This is a genomic window from Streptantibioticus silvisoli, from assembly GCF_027947535.2.
In the GTDB taxonomy this organism is placed as follows: Bacteria; Actinomycetota; Actinomycetes; order Streptomycetales; family Streptomycetaceae; genus Streptantibioticus_C; species Streptantibioticus_C silvisoli.
Genome location: NZ_JAAGKO020000025.1, coordinates 22,266 through 42,767 on the forward strand (window position 1 = coordinate 22,266; position 20,502 = coordinate 42,767).

The window sequence follows — 20,502 nt, forward strand, 5'->3', positions numbered from 1 at the left end:
GGGTCAGACCGCCGGGGTCCGGTCGCGGGGGCGGTCGGCGGCGGGCGCGCGGTGCAGCTGCTGCGGGCGCGTGAGGTCGTCGGGCTCGTCACGGCGGCGCACCAGGAAGGCCCGGCCGCCGCTGACCAGGACCTCGGCCGGGTAGCCGTGGCTGAGGAACAGGCCGGGTGAGGCGGAGGGCCCGTAGGCGCCTGAGCAGGTGATGCCGATCAGGTCGCCGCGTTCCAGGGCGGGCAGCGCGGCGCGTTTGAGGACCGAGTCGTTGGGCGTGCACAGCGGCCCGGTGACGTTCCACGGCTGCGGTTCGCCGGCGCCGCCGTCGTCGCCGCGCCGGCTGAGCAGGACGGCGGGGAAGTTGCGCTTGACGAAGGAGCCGATGCCCACGGCCGCCATGTGGTGGTGGGTGCCGCCGTCCGCGATGGCGAACCGTTCGCCCATCGACTCCTTCACGTAGCGCACGGCCATCACGTAGACGCCGGCCCGGCCGGCCAGGTAGCGGCCGGCCTCCATGATCAGGCGGGTGCCGGGGTGGTCGGCGGTGAACGCCTCCAGCAGCGGGTTGACCTGCGCCGCGACGTCGGCCGGGTCGAGGTCGGCCTCGCCGTCGAAGTAGGCGACGCCGAGGCCGCCGCCGATGTCGACCGTGTCGAGCCGGATACCGGTGCTGTGCGCCACCCGGTCGGCCAGGTCGAGGATGTAGCGGGTGTTCGCGCCGACCACGGCGGCGTCCAGGATGCGGGTGCCGAGGTAGACGTGGATGCCGGCGACGTCGGCGTACCGGTACTTCTTGGCCAGGTCGCCGGCGGACAGCACCTGGGCCTCGTCGATGCCGAACTGCCGCGGTTTGCCGCCCATGGTCAGCCGGGAGCCGCCGATGGTCCGCTCGGGGTTGATCCGCAGCAGCACGCGCTGGCGCACCCCGCGTTCGCCGGCAAGCCGCTCGATGTCGTCCAGTTCGTCGAACGACTCGCACACGATGGCGTGCACGCCGGCGTCCAGGCAGGCGGCCAGTTCGCGTTCGCTCTTGCCGGGGCCGAGGAAGATGATGTCGCTCGGCGGTGCTCCGGCGGCCAGCGCGGTGCGCAGTTCGACCAGCGAGGAGACCTCGGCCCGGGCACCGCCTTCGCGCAGCACGTCGAAGACGCTGATGTTCGGGTTGGCCTTCAGTGAGTAGAAGACCTCGAGCGCCGGGTGCAGCACGTCGCGCAGTCCGGTGATCGCACCGGTGAGGACGTCGGCGTCGTAGACGTAGAGCGGCGTGCCGAACTCCTGGGCCAGCTCTTCGTACTCGATCCCCTGGATCTTCATGACCGGGTGTCCACCATCCTGTGAAGACGCTCCTGTGCCTGGTCGCGGACGGTCCGCGCCGCGTCGGCGGACCCGGCGAGGCAGACCGCGTACAGCCGCCCGTGGAAGTCGGCACCGCCGGCGGCGGCGTTGAGCGTCGCGAAGTTGTTGACCAGCACGCCGGGGCGGCCGGAACCGTCGAAGAGCAGGTCGCCGAGGGCGTCCGCGACCTCGGCGAAGGTGTGGGCGCGCCGGGGGCGCAGTGCGATCGTGGCGGCGATCGCGTGGGTGCCGTCGGGCACGAACCGTTCGGCGATGCGGCTCTGGTAGGTCGACATGTTGAACCTGGCGTTGATCTCCAGGCAGGGGTAGAGGGTGTCGTCGCGGCCCAGCATCGCGTCGACGCCGACCATGCCGAAGTACCCCTCGTCGTGCAGGGCGCGGCCGATGGTGTCGGCCGCCTCGCGCAGTTCGCGGTCCGCGGTGGGCGACAGTTCGACGGGAAAGCGGTGGCCCTGGTGGACGCCGTCGCGCAGTACGGCGGCCTTGACCGTCTCGAACCGCACGCCGCCGCCGCGCGAGACGACGAGCTGGTAGTTGAGGTCGGCGGCGTGCTCGATCCACGACTCGACGACCAGGTTGGCCGGGGCGTCGGCGCCGCGCCGCTCGATCAGGCGCAGCAGCCGGCCGGCGCCGCGCTCGTCCTCCACCCGGACCATGCCGCGCCCGGAGACGCCGAGCGACTCCTTGACCACCGCCCGGCCGCCTTCGGCCAGTTGCGCGGTTAGCGCGTCACGCAGTTCGCCGACGGTCCGGCAGATCCGGCCCGGTACGGCGCGCAGGCCGGTGCGGTCCACCAGCAGGCGGCTGAACACCTTGCCGTTGACCGCCTTGCAGGTGGCGGCGGACGGTCCGGCGAGCGGCAGCCCGGTGGCCTTCGACAGCTCCTCCTCGGCCGCCGAGACGCCCAGCGGCATCAGGTAGGTGCGCCCGTCGGCGAGTTCGCGCAGCGCGTCCAGCAGCAGGGGGGAGACCAGCGCGTCCTCGGTAACCGTGCGCTGCGGGTCGCTGTTCTCCGCCGCCAGGGTGCGTCCGGCGGCCACGCCCAGCCCGCCGAGGTAGCCGGCGAAGTCGGGGTCCATGGCGGCCTTGAGGACCACCACGTCGCCCTCGTCGGCCAGCAGGACGCCCATCTCCTCCATGCGGTTGACGGTGGTCCCCGCGAAGGAGATGCCGGCGCCGGGCAGTTTCGGTTCCCCGACCGCCCAGCTGCGTTCCACCTCGAAGTTGTTGACAAAGACGAAACGGGCCGCGGGGTCTCCCGTGAGGTCGTGCTTCAACCGCTCGACGAAGTTCATCGGTCCCTTCCTTCTCCCATCCCGGCCCCGGTCGCCGGTGAGGCGGTCCCGCCGCCGTCCGGGCGGGGTCTGCCGCCTCCGGCCGGTCCGGGGTCCGCGGCGTGGCCGGAGCGTCGCATCCGGTCGGTGAGGGTGTGCAGCGGGCGGGCGCCGCCGAGCAGGTCGATCGTCAGGCCCTCCCATCCGCGTGCGCGCAGGGCGGCGAGCACCCGCGGCATCCGCAGGGCCCGGCCGCCGGCCGCCGCGTAGCTGTCGGCCGGGTCCACCGCGCGCAGGCCGTTGGCCTCGGCGGTGACGGCCAGCAGGTCCCGTTCGGCCTGGCTGTCCGCCGGCGGGCGCGGTGCCGCCGGTGAGCCGTCGCCCTCGACCGGCGGCAGCCGCCGCCCGGCGTCGCTGACGCGGAACCAGTCCGGGCAGCGGGCCCCGGGCCGGTCGTGGGCGGCGCCGAGGGCGTGGGTGCGCAACAGGGCCGGGGTGACCGGCCGGTCGGCCACGACGTCCGCGACGAGTCCCCGGTCGTCGTGGCGCACCGTGACGGAGCGGACCCCGGGGTGCTCCCGCAGCGCGGCCGCGGTCTGCTCGGCGTCCACGTTCTGGCCGGCCACCGCCAGCAGGGGGCGCTCGGCGGCGGGGGTGAAGCCGGCCAGTTCGGCGGCCTGACCAACCGTCAGATCGGTGCCGGGGTCGGCATGGGCCGCCAGCAGCCGGGCGTAGCCGCGCAGGAAGCGCTCCGCCGCGTCGCGGTCCATCACCTCCTCGACCGCCTGGAGGGCGAGCGTGATGCCGTCGCTCCACTCGTAGACCCGGAAGTACAGGTCGGAGGCGGCCGTCGTCCAGTCGGTGGGGGCGGCGTTCCAGGTGAAGCGGTCGCGCCGGGTGCGGCAGGACAGCGGCGCGTTGTCGAGGAAGTTCAGCTCGGACGCGACGCGCACCGGCCGGCCGCGGCGCAGCCCCTCCTGCGCGATGAACTCCAGGAGGCGGTCGTAGGGGATGTGGGCGTGCGCCATCGCCTGCCCGACCCGGTCGGCCGCCCGGCGCAGCACCGTGGAGAACGGCGGGTCGTCGCGCAGGTCGAGCACGGCGGGCGTGGGGTAGGACATGCAGGTCAGCACGGACGGGAAGCCGCTGGCGTCGCGCTGGCTGGTGTACATCCGGTGCGCGACGGCGCGTTCGCCGGTGTACGCGGCGAGGGTGACGGCGTAGGCGGCCAGGTGCACCGCAGACGGCCAGACGCGGTGCCGGGCGGCGACGGCACGGGCGGTCGCCAGCAGCGACGGCACGGTGAACGACGCGGCGTGGGCGGCGCCCGGTGCGCGGTGCGGGTCGCGGCGGCGCAGGAAGACGTCGTCGGGCAGCCGGCGCACCTCGCCGCGCCAGTGGTCGAGTGCCGCCTCCACCACGCCGGCCGGCCGGGCGGCCTCGTACCGGGCCAGGTCCACCGGCTGCTGGGCGACCGGCGCCAGGATCACCGGCCGGTCCTCGGTCCGCGCGGCCAGGACCGCGTCGAGGTCGTGGCACAGCACGTCGAGGCTCACGTCGTCGAAGGACAGGTGGTTGAAGACCAGGTGCAGCCGCTTCAGCCGGCCGCCGGTGGTGACCGCGCAGGCCCGCAGCGGCCAGTCGCGGGTGATGTCGAAGGCGGTGTCGGACAGCCGCCGGATCACCTCGGCGGGCGGCGGGGTCCCGTCGTCCTCGGTGGTCGCCTCATGGAGCGGCAGCGGGGCGGGCGGCTCCACCCGTTGCAGGGGCCAGGGGTGGGCGTCCAGGTCGTAGACGGTGCGCAGCCCCTCGTGCCGGCGCACCAGGTGGTTGAGCGCGCGCCTGACGTGTTCGGTCGTGCAGCCGTCGGGCAGCGGGTACTCGGCCTTGATGTGGGCCTCGTGCCGGGACACCTCGGGGACCTGGTGGTACCGCAGAAGGTGGTAGTGCTGGCCCCAACACAGCTGAGCGCTTCTGGACACTGGCATCCGACCTCCCCCATCCTTGTCCGCAGCGATGGTCGCGTGCGCCGGCGGTATCGCGTCAGGGGTCGGCGGTGACACTTTGCGGCTGACAGAAAGCTGCCACCGAAAATGGGTCCGATGACGGTACGCCCATTCTTGACACCCGCTTTTCCGGCAGGAAATCATCCAGGAAATCCGGGCGCCCCCGGCGACCTCCACGGCCATCCGCTCCAGGGGACAAAGGCACGGCCGAAATCGCGGCGCGAAATCCCGTCACGTGTTGTCGCGGGGAATTCGGCGGAACGATTCGACCGGCTCCCGCGGGGTGTCGCGGCGGCACGGCGGCGACGCCGTGCGCGGTCCGGTGCGCTGTTCCGGGCCGGACGGGTGTCGGCGCTGCGGCGACCGTTCGTCCGGCGCGCGGGAGCGGGCCACCGTCACGGAGGGTGCGATGCGGAACGCCATCGAGGAGTGCGAGCGGGCCGGCCACGCCGGCGGACTCGCGGACGGGCTGGCGCTGGCCCTGGACGGCGTCGACCCCGGTGACGCGCCGGGCGGGGTCGCGGCGCTGCCGGTGAGCGCCGTGCCGCCGGGGGCGCTGGTGATCCGGCACGACATGGCCGCCGCCGAGGGGATCAGCTTCGTACGCCCCGGGCCCCGGCGCGGCACGCCGGCCGCCGACCCCACCGCGCTGGCCGCCCGGATCGGCGCCGTCCGGATCGGGGTCACCCGGCGGCTGACGGCCCAGGTCGTCGAGCACCTGTCCGGGCGGGTGGGCGGCGGTGAACCGCTGCTCGGCAAGCAGCTCGTGGCGGCCGCGCTGGCCGCCGCGGACGTCGCCGTCGAGGCGGCCCGCCGCTGCCTGCCGGGCGCGACGCATCCGGCGGTGGTGGCCGACGTGCACGACCGGCTGACGTCGGTGGACTGGGAACTGGCGAAGCTGCTGGGGGCCAGCGGTTACGTGGGCAGGAACCCGGCGTCGGGCGCGTACGTCTCCAGGCTGACCGCCAACTGCTGGGTGCCCCGCGGACGTTCACTGTGACGCGGCTGAGCGGGGGGCTGCGGGACCTGCGCGGCCTGAGCCGGGACCTGGCGGCCGACCTGCGCCGCGACGCGCTCGCGGTGGACGCCGACCCCTTCGACACCGAACGGCTGCGCGCGTCCGGCACGATGGAACTGCTGCGCCTGATGAGCACCCCGAAGGCGTTCCGCACCGGCGAAGTGCCGCCCTGCGCCGAGGAGTTCACCACCAGCTGCCTGGGGCGCGTGGTGGCCAACGTCGAGCTGGCCACCGGCGACGTCGGGGTGATGAACGCCTGCGCCGCGCCGTCCCTCGCCGGCCTGGCGGTCGAGGCGCTGGGCGACGAACGTCAGCAGGAGTGGTTCTACCGGGACCTGGCGGACAACCGCTCCTGGACCTTCTTCGGCATGACCGAGCCGGCCCGCGGCAGCGACGCCACAGCGATGCTGACCCGCCTGGACCGGGCCCCCGGCGACGCGGCGGACTTCCTGCTCAGCGGCGCCAAGCGCTACGTGGCCAACGCCGAACGGGGCACGACCGGCGTGGTGTTCGCCCGGACCGGCCCGACCGCCCTGTCCATCCGGGCGGTGATGCTGCGGCACCCCACCCCCGGCTTCACCGGCACGGCGCTGCCCATGATGGGGCTGCGCGGCGCGTGCATCGGCCACATGTCCTTCGACGCGGTGCCGGTCGCGCCGGACATGGTGCTGGGCCGGCACCTGCCGGCGTCGCGGCGCGGCATGTGGGGGGCCGTGCGGGCGTTCAACGTCATCCGCCTGCAGATCGGCGCCCAGGCGCTGGGCGCGGCGTACGCGATCCGCGACTACGTGTGCGAGCAGCGGCCCGGCTGGGCGGGGCACGCGGTGCTGTCGGCACGGCTGGACGCCGCGCGGCAGCTGGTCTACGACAAGGCGGTCGAGACCGACCACGCCCCGGACGACCGGCGCGCGCCGTCCGTCGCCAAGCTGCACACCACGCAACTGGCCGTCGAGGCCACCCGGTGGGCGGAGTCGGCCCTCGGTCCCGGCTGCCTGCTGGACCACCCGTTGCTGGAGAAGTGGTGCCGCGACGTCTACGCCTTCGAGTTCATGGACGGCACCAGCAACATCCTGCACCTCACCGTCGCCCCCGACGCGGTCCCGGGCGGGGCACGGGCACGCTGACGCCGGCCGGCGGCTGACGCCGGCCGGCGGGCGCCACGGCGGGGTGAACCCCGCCACGGCTGCGCGGGGCGCCCGGTCGCCGGGCCCCGCACCGCCGGTCCCGTCCGCCCCGCAGGCGTCGGCGTCCCCCGCCGGCGCCGCCCCGAACGCGTCAGCGTCCCCCGCCGACGCCGGCCACCGCGGCCGGGCGCAGGTCCGCGGCGGCGGTGAGTTCGCCGGCCAGGGCCCAGGTGCGCAGCCGTTCCCGCGCGGAGCGCATACCGGCGTGGATGACCACCACCTCGGTGGCCCCGGCGTCGAAGTACCGGCGGATTCCGGCGGCCACCGTCGCCTCGTCGCCGACGAGCGCCAGGTCGGCGGGGTGCGCCACCCCCTCGCGGGCCAGCACCTTGCGGTACGACGGCAGCGAGGCGTAGGCGCCCAGGTGCACGGCGGCGGTCTGCCGGACGACCTCGACGTCGTCGGTGACGACGGCGGGCACCGCGGCGACGACCCGGGGCTGTGGCCGCCCGGCCCGCGCGGCGGCCCGGCACAGCTGCGGCACGATGTGCTCCTCCAGCGACCGGGGACCGGCGAGGTAGGTGACCGTGCCGTCGGCGAGTTCCCCGGCGGCGCGCAGCGCCTGCGTGCCCATCGCGGCGACGATCAGCCGCACGTCGCCGCCCCCGGGCACCGCGGTCGGCAGCGGGGGGCGCGCGGTGACGGTGCGGCCGGTGAACCGCGGCTGTTCACCGCGCAGCACCTGCCGCAGCACGGTGAGCGACTCGCGCAGGTGGCCGATCGGCGGGGGGTAGTCCACCCCGTAGGCGGGTTCGAGGAGCGTCTGGACCCCGAGCCCGACCCCCAGGGTGAAGCGACCGCCGGTGGCGGCCTGCGCGGTCTGCGCCAGGCTGGCGAGCACCAGCGGGTGCCGCGGGTAGAGCGGCACCGCCGCCGTGCCGACGGCGATCCCCGGCACCTCGCGGCCGGCGAGCGCGGCGAGGGTGATCGCGTCGTGGTCGAACAGCTGGGAGAACCACACCGACCCCACCCCGGCGTCGCGGGCCTGCCGGGTCTGCCGGAGCAGCTCCTCCACCAGGTTCGTCGCACCGCCGGTGTCGCCGGCCGGGAGCATCACACCGACGGTCATGACACCGGTCCCCTTCGCGGCGGCGCCGCGGAACGCCTGGTACGCGACATCGTGTGATCGCCTCGCTTTCGCTGTAGGGGCGCGGCGTCCACGCCGGCCGCGGGCGGGCCCGCCACCGGTCGAACCGGCGTGCGGCCACGGCACTACCTAGCCAAGGATCGGCGGTACGCGTCAACGCCCGCCCGCCGACAGCTAGTTCGCGGCACACGAGGACCACCGCGGCACGCACGGCGCGTTCACCCCACGCGAGGAGCACCGCAGGACGGCGAACGCGCTGACGGCACGCCGAAGCCACCGCGACCGGTGCGGTGGCCCACCGGAATGATCGCGGCGCACGGTTCGCCGGCCGGCCGTTGCGCGGCGGTGGGCGCGGGGTCCGGTGATCCGCACCCCGCGCCACACACCGTCAACGGCCGCTGCGGCAGCGTCGGTCGCTCCTACCGCGGTCCCCCGGGGGCGAAGTCGTCGAGGTAGGCCTGCTTGGCTGCGGCGTCGCGGTCCGAGCGCAGGTACGTCAGCCAGGCGCGGCTCTCGTGGCAGGTCACGACGAACTCGTCGACGTCCTGGGTGGCCTGCTGGAGGCCGGGCTCGTGCTGGTAGGGCTGGAAGCCGGCGTCGTCGCGAAGGTAGATCACCTGCACCAGCTCGTTGCGGTCCCGCCACACGCCGGCGATCAGGATGTACCGCTCGCCGCAGCGGTGCAGCAGCACGAAGCCGAGTTCCTCGCGGAACGCCAGCCGGCCCGCGGCCTCCTCGGCGCGCAGGAACGCGCGGGCCTCGTCGCTCACCTCGGGCGTGGCGTCCTGTTCGGCGCCGCGGATGTCGTACCACTTCAGGTGGGCTCCCGGCAGGGACAGCCGGCCCGCGGGGTGGTACTGCTGGGCCAGGTGGGTCCAGCCGGGGTACTCGGCGTACCCGGCGAGTTCGTCGAGGCGCTGCGCCTGCGTCGACACCGCGGCCTCCTTTCTGATGCGTCGGTGGATCCGGTCCGGTACGTCGGCGGGGCCGGCCGTGCGGCCGGCCCGGGGCCGCCGCTCAGGTCGCCGCGGGAGCGGCCTCCTCGGCCAGCGAGCCGGCGACCGTGGTGTGGGCGCTGGCGAACAGCAGCGGGTGGGCCTGCCGGATCCCGTCGACCACCAGATCGTAGGGGACGTCGTCGAAGGAGCCGTGCTCGTGGATGAACTCCATGTGCTGCCGGCCGGTCTCGTCGAACGGGTGGTAGAGGCTGTCGGAGCGGCCGTCGAAGTCGAGCGGCTTGATCTTGTACAGCCGGCACAGCAGCTTGTTGAAGACCGGGGTGGCCTTGACCCACTGGTCCTCCAGCTGGACCACGGTCAGGCTGTGGAAGCGGAAGACGTCCCCGCCGACCAGTTCGCGCAGCCGGGGGGAGGCGAGGTGGTTGCGGACGTCGCCGTAGTACACCCGGCTCGGGATACCCACCGAGCGCAGGGCGGTGGCGTACAGGATGGACTTGTGGACGCAGAATCCGAAGCCCTTCTCCAGCACGCCGGTCGCGCTCAGGCCGAAGCGGGTCAGGTCGGCGCCGTAGACCTCGTAGTCGATCCCGTCCCGCACGGCGTAGTAGAGCGCGATGGCCTTGTCGGTGTCGCTGCCCGCCCCGCCCAGGCCGGCGAGGGCCTTGCCGACGAAGGCCTCAACCTGTTCCGACCGGTGGTCGAGGAACTCGGTCGCGGCCAGTGAGGCACCGGTGGCGGGGCCCGCCTGGGCCTCCGCGGCGCCGTTGTCGTCTCCCATTGCGCATTCCTTCCAGAGTCCTAGGACAGTTTGACGGGACGGTTCAAGCCCATGAGGGTGGCCAGGCGCTGACGCTGGACCTCCGAGGTCCCGGAGTAGATCCGGCCGCCGACCGCGTCCCGCAGGTCCTTCTCGACTCCGTACTCGCTGACGTAGCCGTACCCGCCGAAGACCTGCACCGCGGCCAGGGCGGAGCGCACGTTGGCCTCGCTCACCACCAGCTTGGTGATGGCGATGTCACTGGCCACGTCGGCCTTCGACTGGAGTTTCTCGGCCGTGTCGTGGATCCACTTCTGCGCGGTGTCCACGTCGATCCGCATCTCGACGATCATGTTGGCGACCGACTGGTTCGACCCGATGGCCGAGCCGAACGCGGTGCGGGTGCGCGCGTACTCCACGCAGCGTTCCAGCCGCCGGCGCATCTCCCCGACGATGATCCCGAAACCGCACAGGATCTCCCACTTCATCACGTGGTCGAGGATGAGGAACCCCGCGCCCTTGGCGCCGATCACGTGGTCGCGCGGCACCCGGACGTTGTCGAGGAAGACCTCGGCCAGCGGTGAGGTGCGCAGGCCCATCTTCGAGATCGGGTTGCCGACCGACAGGCCCGGCGAGTCGCGGCGGACCAGGAAGACGGTGATGCCGGCGACGTCTCCCGGCGCACCGGTGCGCGCGTAGACCACGATCAGGTCGGCGATGGAGCCGTTGCTGACGAAGGCCTTGCTGCCGTTGAGGACGAAGTCGTCCCCGTCGGCGACGGCCGTGGTCAGCATGCCCATCACGTCCGAGCCGCCGGAGGGCTCGGTGATGGCGTGCGCGCCGATCATCGTGCCGGCGCAGATCTCCGGCAGGTAGCGCTCCTTGAGCGCCGACGATCCGAACCGCTGGAGCGGGACACCAGTACTCACCATGTGGGTGGAGACGGAGAAGTTCAGTCCGGAGTCACGGCCGGCGTAACCGAGCTGTTCGAGCACATGGACGGTGGTGGTCAGGTCCTTGCCGAGGCCCCCGTGTCTGGTGTCGAACGGCAGGCCGAACAGCCCGACGTCCTTCAGCTTCTGCCAGCCCTCCTGGTCGAACGTGCCGTTCTTGTCGTTTTCGAGGTGGTCCGAGCCCAGCTTCGCGGCCACCTCACCGATCGCCCGGCACAGTTCCTGCTGTTCCTCGCTCCAGCGGATCATCGTCGCGTACCCCTGCTTCTCAGTACGCGGAGAAACCGTCGGCGGTCAGGGAGTGCCGCTCGTCTCCCCGCAGCGGCGGGTTGAACACGCTGACCAGCTCCATGTCGCCCTCGGGGGACGCGATGAGGAAGTGGGCGTCGTGCTCGTTGAGCGCGTACAGCACCCCGGGGCTGAGGTCGTAGCCGACGCTGCCGTCGGCCGCCTCGACCCGGCCGGTACCGCTGATGCAGTAGCAGGCCTCGAAGTGGTTGCGGTATTCCAGCCGGGACTTCGTCCCCGCCCGCACCACGGTGTGGCAGACGGCGAAGCCCATCTTGTCGGCCTCGACCAGGAGCCGGTGGCTCGGCCCGCTTCCCCACTCGACCGGTTCGACCTTTGACTTTTCACGAATGAACATGTTCTTCTCCTGTGTGTGGTGGCGGTGGGACTCGGGGGCCTATTCCGCAGCGGGCAGGCCCTCGAAGCGGGTGACGACCTTTTCGATGGCGCCGACGGAACGGAAGTCGTCCGGCGAGATCTCCAGGTCCGCGAACGGGATGTCGTAGCGGTCGCTCAGCCAGGCGATCAGCCGCAGCAGCTCCAGGCTGCTGATCACACCGTTCTCCAGCAGGTCGTACGACGAGTCCAGCTCCTCGACGGGGGTGCCGGGCAGGTACTCCGCGATGATGTGCGCGGTGATGTCGTGTTTGACAGTCATGCGAGTCTCTCCAGGAGGAGGCGGCGGCTCACCTTGCCGGTGGGCCCGATCGGCAATGCGTCGGTCACCAGGTGGAAGGCGGCCGGGATGGCCGCCCGGTTGACCTTGGCGGCGCAGTAGCTGCGCAGCTGCAGTCCGGTCACCGTCTCGTCGTGACGCCTGACGAAGGCGTGCAGCAGGCGGCCGGCGGCCGGATCGGGCACGGCGACCACGGCGGCCTCGGCGACGTTCTCGTGGCTGTTGAGGACCCGTTCGACCTCCTCCAGGTTGATCCGCACCCCGCGGACCTTGACCTGGGAGTCCGTGCGGCCGACGAGGGCGAGCCCGCCGTCCGCGGACCGGGTCACCACGTCACCGGTGCGGTACCAGGCGCGGCCGTCGCGGACGGGGAAGCGGTCCTTCGCGGCGTCGCCCAGGTAACCGGTGGTCTGGAAGGGGGTGCGGACCAGGAGTTCACCGGTACCGGCCCCGCTCAGCACCTCGCCGTCGACCAGGACCTCGACCTGCACGCCCGGCAGCGGACCGCCGAGCGGCAGCACGTCGAGTGCGGCGGCCTCCTCGGCGGTGAAGGTGTGAAGCATGCTGTCGTTGGTCTCCGTGCAGCCGTACACGTTGTGGAACCGCGCCCGGGGGAAGAGCCGCGACAGCCCGGACCGGACCGAGCGGTGGACGTGGTCGCCGGTCAGCAGGACGTCGCGGACGCTCGGGAAGTCCTGCGGCACGCCGGCCTCGGTCAGCAGCCGGAAGAACATCGGCACCGCCTGCACGATCTCCGGGCGGGCCGTCTCCAGCAGGTCGATCAGGTACTTCGGGTCGACGCTGCGGTCCTGTTCGACCGGGACGACGCATCCGCCGTGCCGCAGCGTCGCCCAGATGTCGAGCAGGCACAGGTCGAAGTTGAGGGGGGCGAAGTTCAGCACCCGGGTTCCGGCACCGAGCGAGAAGGCGGTGCCGGCCCACGCGGTGAAGGCGTCGACGGCGTCGCCGCTGAGCGGGACGAGCTTGGGCGTGCCGGTCGATCCGGAGGTGGTGAGCAGCAGGCTGGTGCCCTCCGGCACCGGCGGGAGCGACTCGTCGGGCTGCGCGACCGGCCGGTGGGTCAGCGCGTCGTCCGCGACACCGAGCACGGCCTGGCACCCGGACCGGGCGACGAGGTCGGCCAGCAGGTCCCGGCCCAGCTCGGTGGAGGCCAGCAGCAGCGGGCGGCCGGCCCGCATGCAGGCCAGCACGGTCGCCAGCGCCACGGCCGACTTCGCCGCCTGGAGCGCGAGCGGGCGGCCGGCGTCGGGGTAGCGGGCGTCGAGTTCCGCGCCGACCCGTTCGCACTCCTCGACCAGTTCCGCGTAGCTGACGGCCTGGTCCTGGGCACCGGAGCACAGGAGCGCCGGGGCTTCCGGGCGCTGCCGCGCGAGGGTGATGACGTCTCCTGCCAACGATCTGGACATAACTCCCCGTTGATCGGGCATCGAAGGGCCGTTTTTCCGTGCCCTTCGTGCCGTGTCCTTCGACCGGATGAACCGTCAGGGACAGTTTGTTCGATCGACTTCCTGTTCGGCTTCGGACCAGCGGCGGGGTTCACAACCCGTTCTTTGGACCGGTATCCCGCGGCGCCATCGTGTGTTTGTATGCACCCCCGGGCAGTAAACGGGCCGTTCGGCACGGGATATGCGCCGGGCGTCACCCGGAACCGATTCCGGTGATAACGTCATTTCCGGCCGACGACGACCTCGTCCCGCCGGAGCACGTCCGGGCCCCATCGGGCCACGATGCTGAGCCTGTTGGAGCCGGCCGCGGCCGGCACGAACGCGTAGCGCCCCCGCCGGACCACCGGGCCGGAATGCGGCCCGGCGCCGGCGGTACCGGGAGGCGGATACGGGAGGAATGCGGAGCGGTCCGTCCCAGGTCGTCTTCGGCGGATCAGGGTGGATCAGCAACTGGCGTCCGGTGCGGGATGCCTCCTGGCCGAAGGCCGGGGAGCAAGGCGCCGGAGGCGGCAGTTGGGGAAGTCCCACCAGTCGGTTCCACCGGGGCGTTTCGGCAACGCCGCGATGTGCTGTGCCGCACGTCGCGAGCCGGCCGAAATCCTCAGGATGCGCTAGGCCGAGTCCCCCCGCCAGCCGGCGGGAACGCCCTGGTCCCACGCGCAGACGATGGCCTGCGCGCGGCTTCGGACCCCCAGTTTGCGCAGCAGGTTGGACACGTGGAACTTCACGGTCTTCTCGCTGAGCACCAGGGCGAGGGCGACCTCGTGGTTGGACATGCCGGCCGCGATCAGGTCGAAGATCTCCTGTTCGCGCGAGGTCAGCGACGACGGCTGCGCCGCGCCGGCCCGCGCCGGAATGCGCCGTACCAGCAGGTCCACCAGCCGGCGGGCCAGTGGCGGAGGCAGGACCGCGTGGCCGGCCGAGGCGGCCCGCACCGCGCTGACGATCTCGCTCAGCGCCGCGTTGTGCAGCACGAGGCCGTCGGCCCCGGCCCACAGGTACTCCAGGGCCGAGTCGTCGACCGCCCGGTCGATGAGGATGACCACCGCGATCCGCCGGGCGGCGTGGTCACGGATTCTGCGCAGGATCTCGATGGTCTCCCAGCCGGGATCGGAGTCGTCGATGAGGACGACCTGCGGCGCCTGCGCGTCCAGGATGTGCAGCAGCTGGGACCTGGAGTCAGCGGCGCCGGCGGACTCCAGATCGGGGTCCTCGGCCAGCACGGTGTGCAGCGCCTTGACGAGCAGGGGCCGGCTGGCGAGCACCGCGACTTTCGTCACCGGGCCTGCCGGATCAGTTGTGGGCATCTTGACCTCAACCTCCATACTTCCGGGAAAGGAGCCGGGGTGATGGATGCGTCGGCTGGTGGACAGGCCGGTCCCGGTGCCCGCGGCGTCCACCCCGCGCACCGGATTCCTTCCACCGCAATCAACAGCCCCCGCCGAGCGTTTCGGGCCCCGGGAGGTCGCCGCGGTCCGGCGGGATCCGCGGTTCGCAGGGCCCGTCCATCACGTTGTGGACCCCGCCTTCCGAGAGGGCGCCGGTGACGCCTGTGCCCTCATCCGTGCGGATGGGCGCCACCGACGGATGGTGCGCGCTGCCGCGAAGGTGTCCGGATGTCCGCCGATCCGGCCGGCACGCCTTCCCGGTCCGCCCGCGGGGTACGCAGTCCGCGACCCCGTACCCCGCGGGCGGAAGCTGTCACGGGATGGCCGTACGCGCCGTCGCACGGCGGCCGTGGGCGTGCCGGTGGTCGTACGCCCGGCGCTGGCCGGCCGCTACGACGCGCTGGGCGCCGGCACGGCGGGCGTCGCCGCGGCGCGTTCGCGGACCGGGCCGGGAAGAAGGAAGGGGACGGGCACGCCGGGCGGAGCCGTGCCGGTGCGCGGCACCGGTACTGGTACCGCCCGCGGCGGTCCGGCGCCCGTCACCTCGGTGGTGACGGCCGCAGGCGACAGTCCGGCCGGAGCCGGCCGGCGCGGCCTTGGCACGGCCGGGTGCGTGGACCCGGCCCGGGGCCGACGGCCCCTGGGTGGTGCGGTGTTGCACGAGCTTGCCCCCGTTCCCTCTTGCGAACCCGGCGAGCCGGGCGTTACTCGTTGCCCGTCTTCGGGATGCTCGCCATGCCCTTCTCCAGGGCCTCGGGGTCGATGCTGTCGTCGGCGAGGGTTCCGCCGAGGTAGCGCTCGTAGGCGCTCAGGTCGAAGTTGCCGTGACCGGACAGGCCGAACAGGATGGTCTTGCCGACGCCCTCCTCCCGGCACCGGATCGCCTCGTCGATCGCACCGCGGATGGCGTGGGTCGACTCCGGGGCGGGCACGATGCCCTCGGTCCGGGCGAACATCACACCGGCCTCGAAGCAGTCCTTCTGGCGCAGCGCCACCGCCTCCATCAGCCCCTCCTCCACGACCCGGCTGATCAGCGGGGCGATGTTGTGGGCGCGCAGACCGCCGGCGTGCACGGCCGGGGGCACGAACTGGTGCCCGAGGGTGTGGGTGCGGGTCAGCGAGGTGAGGCCGACGGTGTCGGAGTAGTCGTAGGCGATCCGGCCGCGCGTCAGGCTCGGGCAGGCGGCCGGCTCGGCCGCGATCAGCCGGACGTTGGGACCGCCGTTGAGCTGGGCGCGCAGGAACGGGAACGCGAGGCCGGCCAGGTTGCTGCCGCCGCCGGCGCAGCCGACCACGATGTCCGGGTAGTCGCCGGCCATGTCCATCTGCGTGATGGCCTCCTGGCCGATCACGGTCTGGTGGGCGCACACGTGGTTGAGGGCGCTGCCGCGGGTGTAGCCCCAGCGGGGGTCGGAGAACGCGGTCTGAAGCGCCTCCGACTTGGCGATGCCGAGGCTGCCGGGGTGGTCCGGGAACTCCTTGAGGATCGCGCGCCCGGCCTCCGTCTCCGCGCTCGGGCTCGGCGTGCACACCGCGCCGAAGGTCTCCATCAGGGCGCGGCGGTACGGCTTCTGCTGGAAGCTGACGTTGACCATGAACACCTTGGCGTCCATGCCGAACAGCGCGGCGGCGAACGCGATGGCGCTGCCCCACTGGCCGGCGCCCGTCTCGGCGATCAGACCGGTGCGGCCCGCCAGCTTGTTGTAGTACGCCTGCGGGATCGCGGTGTTCGGCTTGAAACTGCCGGTCGGCGCGACGCCCTCGTACTTGTAGTAGATCTTGGCCGGGGTGTCCAGGGCCTGTTCCAGGCCGCGGGCCCGCGCCAGGGGGGAGGGCCGCCACCGCGCGTAGAACTGCCGCACGACGTCCGGGATCTCGAACTCCGGCTCCCGGCTCATCTCCTGGTCGGCCAGCGCCTCGGGCATCGTGCGGGCCATCTCGTCGCGCGTGACCGGCTTGCCGGTAGCCGGGCTCAACACCGGCGCCACGTAGTCGAGATCGGCGGCGATGTTGTACCAGGTCTCTGGGATGTCCTTGGCACTGAGCTCGAACCGTACCGGCTCTATCATGGCTGCCTTTCTGCGCATTGACGTTGTGTCGGCTGCCCCGACAGACGGGCCGCCCTTCAGCCACAGCATTCTGGCCACGGGTACGGCCGGTGGATATCGCGCGTCCCCCGGTCATAGGGAAAGTAGTGGAATTCCGCCTGGGTGACGGATGATCAGTCCCGTGGACCGGCGCTCCGGCCGGGAAGGTGGTACAAGCCATCGATCCGGTGTCCGGACCACCGCCCCGCCTTCGAACGGACGGCGCGGGAAGGCTTTTCGGGGCGCCGCGAACCTACCCGCGAACCCCCTTCCGGGATACCGATCCCCCAGGTGGGAACGCCTTTCCGGCGCGCCGGCCCGCCCGTACGGGAAAGCCTTTCGCGCTCCGGTGCCGATGCGGACCGCCGTTCGCGCCGCACGGCCCGCCACGCCGCGCCGGCCGTTCGTTCGGGCCTCCGCGTCCGCAACGGGTCCGGAAATCGGCGTCCATTTCCCCTGGAGAAGACTGGTAGTTACACCAACCCTTCGTCGGGCACGTACGCGGTTTCCGGGTCCGGGTGCGAGCCTGAGCCGGCGGCCGGGCGGGGCCGGCCGCCGGGCCGGTGCCGCCGGCACCGATCACGGGAGTGATCCCCGGTCGGCGCGCGGCCGGGACCGTTGTCGCGCCCGGGGGCAGGCGCGACGGTCTCGGGAAGTCCTCTCCCGTGCGGCACGCAGGGCAGCACGGCGGCCGGATCACAGCGCCGCCGATCGGCCCGTGTCCACCAACCGGATCAGGAGATTGGCTCACATGATTCGTCCAGTGATCGCCGAAGACCTCGCACTGCTCCACACGCTGATGCTCGGGATGGCCGAGTACGAGAAGGCCACGGAGCAGGTCTGCACCGACAAGGAGGAACTGCGCGACGCGCTGTTCGGGCCCGCGCCGGTGGCCTTCGCCCACTTCGCCGTCGACGACGAGACCGGTCAGGTGATCGGCTACACCCTGTGGTCGCTCGTCTACAGCTCCTGGCGCGGCACCGCCATCCACATCGACGACATCCATGTCAAGCCCGAGTGGGCGGGACGCGGTTACGACACCGCCCTGATGAGCGAACTGGCCGGCCTGGCTGTCGAACGCGGCTACCGCCACATGCAGTGGTGGGCGACGGACGGCAACAAGCCGGCCATCGAATTCTACGACTCCCTCGGCGCCGAACGCCCGTCCGTGCGCGGCCACGACCTCATCATCCTGCGCCTCACCGGCAAGCCGCTGACCGACCTCGGCAGCAAGGGCTGATCCCACCGGGAGGGTGAGCCCGCGGGGGTGAGCCCGCCGGGGGCCGCGGGCGTCACGGGCGGCGCGGCACCGCGGGCGTCACGGCGGCGCGGACATCGCGGCCCTGAGGGCGGCGCGGCGACCGGCCCCTCCCCCGCCGCCGTGCCGGCCGGCGCCCCGCCTGACGACGGGTGCGCCGGCTGCGGTGACCGTACGAACCCTGCGACCGGACGACGCCGGCCGCGTCGGGGGCCGGTGCCGCATCACCGCTGAACGGCCTTACCGGCCAACGGAGTTGAGGACGCCGTCCCCGGTGCGACATCCTTGCGCGACGAGCACCCGGCTCCCGCTCGCATGCGCGACGGTGCGAGCGGATCGGGGGCTCGGGGCGACCGGCGGATTGCCTTCGTGCTGTTTGTGTGGAGGAACCGGGGGAAGCAGTCGCCCTGCCACCGCCGGGTGCGAGCCTTGCCTCGCGGGCCTGACGGGGGCGCCCGTCGGAAGTCCGACGGGCGCGGTTGGTGATGGTTGGTCAGGTGAGCTGTGGGGGTGAGGAGTTGATCGGAATGCACCGGACGCGGTTGGTCGCGGGCACGACGGTTCCGGGCGGAGAACGCCCCGGCTCCCCCCGCCCCGCCGGGGATCCGGCGGGCGCGGCACCGCGCCCCCCGCACCGGCCGCCGTCCTTCCGTCACAGGCCGCGCCCCGCGCTCCGACGCCGGGCGCCCACCGAGCGGTGACCGGGGGCCACCCTCGGCGGACCGGACCCGTGAACCCCGCTGTCGTGCTTGTCACGCAGCTGTTCCACTTAACCCAACCAGGAGTGACCATGCACGTTTCCGAGGACGAACTGACCAGCACCCTGTCCGAGCAGCTCGCGGACGGTCCGCTGACCAGCGCGGTCTACGCCCGAATCAACGCCTCCGAGGGCATAGCCCGCATGATGGCCCCGCTGGGCAACCTCCTGATCGCCCGCCCCGCCGCGACGGCCAAGGCGCACAAGATCACCGAGGAGACCCACGTTCCGATGGCGGCGGGCATGGTCCTCGGCCTGACGGCCACCGCGCTGCACATCTGGTCGGCCGACGCGGCGCTGGGCCACGTCAACGACCACCTCGGCTCCGTTCCCCGCGAGCAGATCTCCAGCCTGGAGGCCGGGACGGGCGGCGGCTGGGAGCCGTTGACGATCCGCCTCGCCGACGGCCACAAGATCGACATCCAGGCCCGCGGCACGGTCCAGGACTTCGTCAAGTCCTTCGGCTAGAAAGCCCACGGCGCGCAGCGCCGACCACCCCGGGGACGGTTCCCGCGGCGAACGGCCCGTACGGCCGTTCGCCGCGGGGCCGTCCCCGGACCGTTTCGACCCCTTCGACCGGAGCGGGCGCGCCGAGTGTCCGTGTCCGGCGCGGCGGGCGTCGTGGGCCAGGCCGACGTTGCGGGCCAGGCGGACGTCATAGGCCCGGCGGACGTCATGAGCCCGACGGGTCGGCCCGGTCGTCCCGGGATCGTGCCACCGGCCCGGCCCGGGGCTGTCCGTCTCCCGGCGGGACCGGGGAACGGACAGCCCCGGGCGTACTGCCCGTGACGGGACCGGGGCCGGGGTCAGCGTTCGAAGACGCCGGTCAGCCGGCCGCGGCCGAGGACGGGCGCGGTGACGGCGGGCAGGAGGGCGCGGGGCCGCAGCCGATCCACCGGCGGTGTGCCGGGGGCGCCGTCCACCGGCGTCGCGAGGGCGAACAGCTGGAAGACGTAGCGGTGCGGCCCGTGGCCCTTGACCGGTGCGGGGCCGTGGTAGCCGCGTCCGATGGTGGAACGCAGCACCCGCACCCCGGGGCCGGGCTGCTTCGCGGTCAGGGCGCCGGGCTCCAGGTGCCCGGTCGCCGGATCGATCAGGGCGAGGCAGTGCACGGCGGGCTTGCCGATGGGGACGTCGACGTCCTCGACGGCCAGCAGCAGTTGCGCGGTGCCGGGCGGGGGCGTGGTCCAGGCCAGGTGGGGGGACCGGTCGTCGCCGCCGGCGGGCTTCGCGCAGGTCTCCAGCGGCATGACCTCGCCGTCGCCGAAGTGCCGGCTGGTGAGGGTCAGCGACTCGGGGCCGCGCAGGTTGGGCAGGTTCCACGCCAGATGGGTGTCGCCCGCCCTGCGGTTCTTCAGGAGCCGGCCGAGCAGGGTCATCGCGTCGCCTCGGCCTTCTCGGCGACCTCGGCACTGGTGGCGGTCTCGCCGAGCTTGGGAAAGACGCGCTCGACGCTGTGGCGGTGGGCCTCGGCGTCGGGGTCGGTCATCGCGTCGGTGGCCAGGACGACGTGGTAGCCGTGGTCGGAGGCCGAGCGGGCGGTCGACTCCACACCCGCGCTGGTCGAGATGCCGGCGAGCACGATCTGGGTGACGCCCAGATCCCGCAGGAGGGTGTCGAGGCCGGTGTCGTGGAACGCGCTGCGCCGCCGCTTGGTGATCAGGTGGTCGGTCGGCCGCACGTCGAGTTCGTCGATGAGGTCGGTCCAGTCGGCCGGCAGCGCGGCGCCGCTGCCGGACCATCCGACCTCGGTACGCCCCGGCGCCCGCCCGTTGACGTTGACCAGGACCACCGGCAGGCCGTGCCGCCGGAACTCGGCGGCCAGCTGGGAAGCGTGCTTGACGACGGTGGCGGTGGCCGGGTCGCCGGCGAGGGCCGAGACGATGCCCTTCTGCAGGTCGATGACGACCAGTGCGGCGGCGGGGTCGATCGTGGTGAGTGTCATGGAAGGTTGTTTCTCCTGTGAATGCCGGCTGGTCGCCGGGGTCGGGCGG

The 20,502-nt window shown here is 72.9% G+C and carries 18 protein-coding genes; 4 read left to right on the plus strand and 14 right to left on the minus strand.

All coding sequences use genetic code 11. The features are described 5' to 3' along the window. Positions 1-3: 3 nt before the first annotated feature. Genes POF43_RS17905 through POF43_RS17915 form a run of 3 tightly spaced genes read right to left on the minus strand, consistent with a single transcriptional unit; the run spans position 4 to position 4,612 of the window. The gene (locus POF43_RS17905) at positions 4-1,308 is read right to left on the minus strand and encodes a type III PLP-dependent enzyme (protein WP_271313145.1); all 1,305 of its coding nucleotides are present in this window, start codon (positions 1,306-1,308) and stop codon (positions 4-6) included. Continuing rightward, complete coding sequence (locus POF43_RS17910; protein ID WP_271313146.1) at positions 1,305-2,645, minus strand: preATP grasp domain-containing protein; 1,341 nt, start codon at positions 2,643-2,645, stop codon at positions 1,305-1,307. Before POF43_RS17910 ends, POF43_RS17905 begins: the two co-directional genes overlap by 4 nt. After that, on the minus strand, positions 2,642-4,612 hold the full coding sequence (locus POF43_RS17915) for a condensation domain-containing protein (protein ID WP_271322541.1): 1,971 nt from the start codon (positions 4,610-4,612) through the stop codon (positions 2,642-2,644). The genes POF43_RS17910 and POF43_RS17915 overlap by 4 nt, the downstream gene beginning before the upstream one ends. Before the next feature lie 427 nt (positions 4,613-5,039). Between POF43_RS17915 and POF43_RS17920 the strand changes: the two genes are divergently transcribed. Together POF43_RS17920 and POF43_RS17925 are read left to right on the plus strand one after the other, a co-directional pair. Continuing rightward, entirely contained in the window at positions 5,040-5,630 is a 591-nt protein-coding gene (locus tag POF43_RS17920; protein WP_271322542.1) for an acyl-CoA dehydrogenase family protein, read from the plus strand. Next, positions 5,627-6,772, plus strand: coding sequence for an acyl-CoA dehydrogenase family protein (locus POF43_RS17925; protein ID WP_271313149.1), 1,146 nt, complete (start codon positions 5,627-5,629; stop codon positions 6,770-6,772). The genes POF43_RS17920 and POF43_RS17925 overlap by 4 nt, the downstream gene beginning before the upstream one ends. A 151-nt stretch (positions 6,773-6,923) precedes the next feature. Here the strand turns inward: POF43_RS17925 and POF43_RS17930 are convergent, their stop codons facing one another. From POF43_RS17930 to POF43_RS17970, 9 genes are all read right to left on the minus strand, one after another. Beyond that, complete coding sequence (locus tag POF43_RS17930; RefSeq protein ID WP_271322543.1) at positions 6,924-7,901, minus strand: TIGR03564 family F420-dependent LLM class oxidoreductase; 978 nt, start codon at positions 7,899-7,901, stop codon at positions 6,924-6,926. A gap of 437 nt (positions 7,902-8,338) precedes the next feature. Continuing rightward, entirely contained in the window at positions 8,339-8,854 is a 516-nt protein-coding gene (locus POF43_RS17935) for a hypothetical protein (RefSeq protein ID WP_271313151.1), read from the minus strand. A gap of 82 nt (positions 8,855-8,936) precedes the next feature. Next, a complete protein-coding gene (locus POF43_RS17940; protein ID WP_271313152.1) occupies positions 8,937-9,656 on the minus strand; it encodes a transglutaminase-like domain-containing protein in 720 nt (239 codons plus the stop codon). 20 nt (positions 9,657-9,676) lie between these two features. After that, complete coding sequence (locus POF43_RS17945) at positions 9,677-10,837, minus strand: acyl-CoA dehydrogenase family protein (protein ID WP_271313153.1); 1,161 nt, start codon at positions 10,835-10,837, stop codon at positions 9,677-9,679. A gap of 19 nt (positions 10,838-10,856) precedes the next feature. Beyond that, on the minus strand, positions 10,857-11,234 hold the full coding sequence (locus POF43_RS17950) for an ectoine synthase (RefSeq protein WP_271313154.1): 378 nt from the start codon (positions 11,232-11,234) through the stop codon (positions 10,857-10,859). 39 nt (positions 11,235-11,273) lie between these two features. Next, positions 11,274-11,534, minus strand: coding sequence for an acyl carrier protein (locus POF43_RS17955; protein ID WP_271322544.1), 261 nt, complete (start codon positions 11,532-11,534; stop codon positions 11,274-11,276). Beyond that, positions 11,531-12,979, minus strand: a complete 1,449-nt coding sequence (locus tag POF43_RS17960) for an AMP-binding protein (RefSeq protein WP_271313156.1) — start codon at positions 12,977-12,979, stop codon at positions 11,531-11,533. Before POF43_RS17960 ends, POF43_RS17955 begins: the two co-directional genes overlap by 4 nt. 650 nt (positions 12,980-13,629) lie before the next feature. Continuing rightward, positions 13,630-14,325, minus strand: coding sequence for a LuxR C-terminal-related transcriptional regulator (locus tag POF43_RS17965; RefSeq protein ID WP_271313157.1), 696 nt, complete (start codon positions 14,323-14,325; stop codon positions 13,630-13,632). A gap of 785 nt (positions 14,326-15,110) precedes the next feature. Next, positions 15,111-16,475: a TrpB-like pyridoxal phosphate-dependent enzyme gene (locus POF43_RS17970; protein WP_271313158.1), complete on the minus strand. Its 1,365-nt coding sequence runs from the start codon at positions 16,473-16,475 to the stop codon at positions 15,111-15,113. Between the two features lie 769 nt (positions 16,476-17,244). Between POF43_RS17970 and POF43_RS17975 the strand changes: the two genes are divergently transcribed. Together POF43_RS17975 and POF43_RS17980 are read left to right on the plus strand one after the other, a co-directional pair. Next, positions 17,245-17,733 (plus strand): GNAT family N-acetyltransferase, encoded by a 489-nt coding sequence (locus POF43_RS17975; protein WP_271322545.1) that lies wholly within the window; start codon positions 17,245-17,247, stop codon positions 17,731-17,733. Positions 17,734-18,541: 808 nt separating this feature from the next. After that, positions 18,542-18,976 (plus strand): hypothetical protein, encoded by a 435-nt coding sequence (locus tag POF43_RS17980; protein WP_271313160.1) that lies wholly within the window; start codon positions 18,542-18,544, stop codon positions 18,974-18,976. Between the two features lie 338 nt (positions 18,977-19,314). Here POF43_RS17980 and POF43_RS17985 read toward each other — a convergent pair whose 3' ends face one another. Then, a complete protein-coding gene (locus tag POF43_RS17985) occupies positions 19,315-19,887 on the minus strand; it encodes a YbhB/YbcL family Raf kinase inhibitor-like protein (RefSeq protein WP_271322546.1) in 573 nt (190 codons plus the stop codon). Continuing rightward, the gene (locus tag POF43_RS17990) at positions 19,884-20,453 is read right to left on the minus strand and encodes an isochorismatase family protein (RefSeq protein ID WP_271322547.1); all 570 of its coding nucleotides are present in this window, start codon (positions 20,451-20,453) and stop codon (positions 19,884-19,886) included. The genes POF43_RS17985 and POF43_RS17990 overlap by 4 nt, the downstream gene beginning before the upstream one ends. Positions 20,454-20,502: the final 49 nt, after the last annotated feature.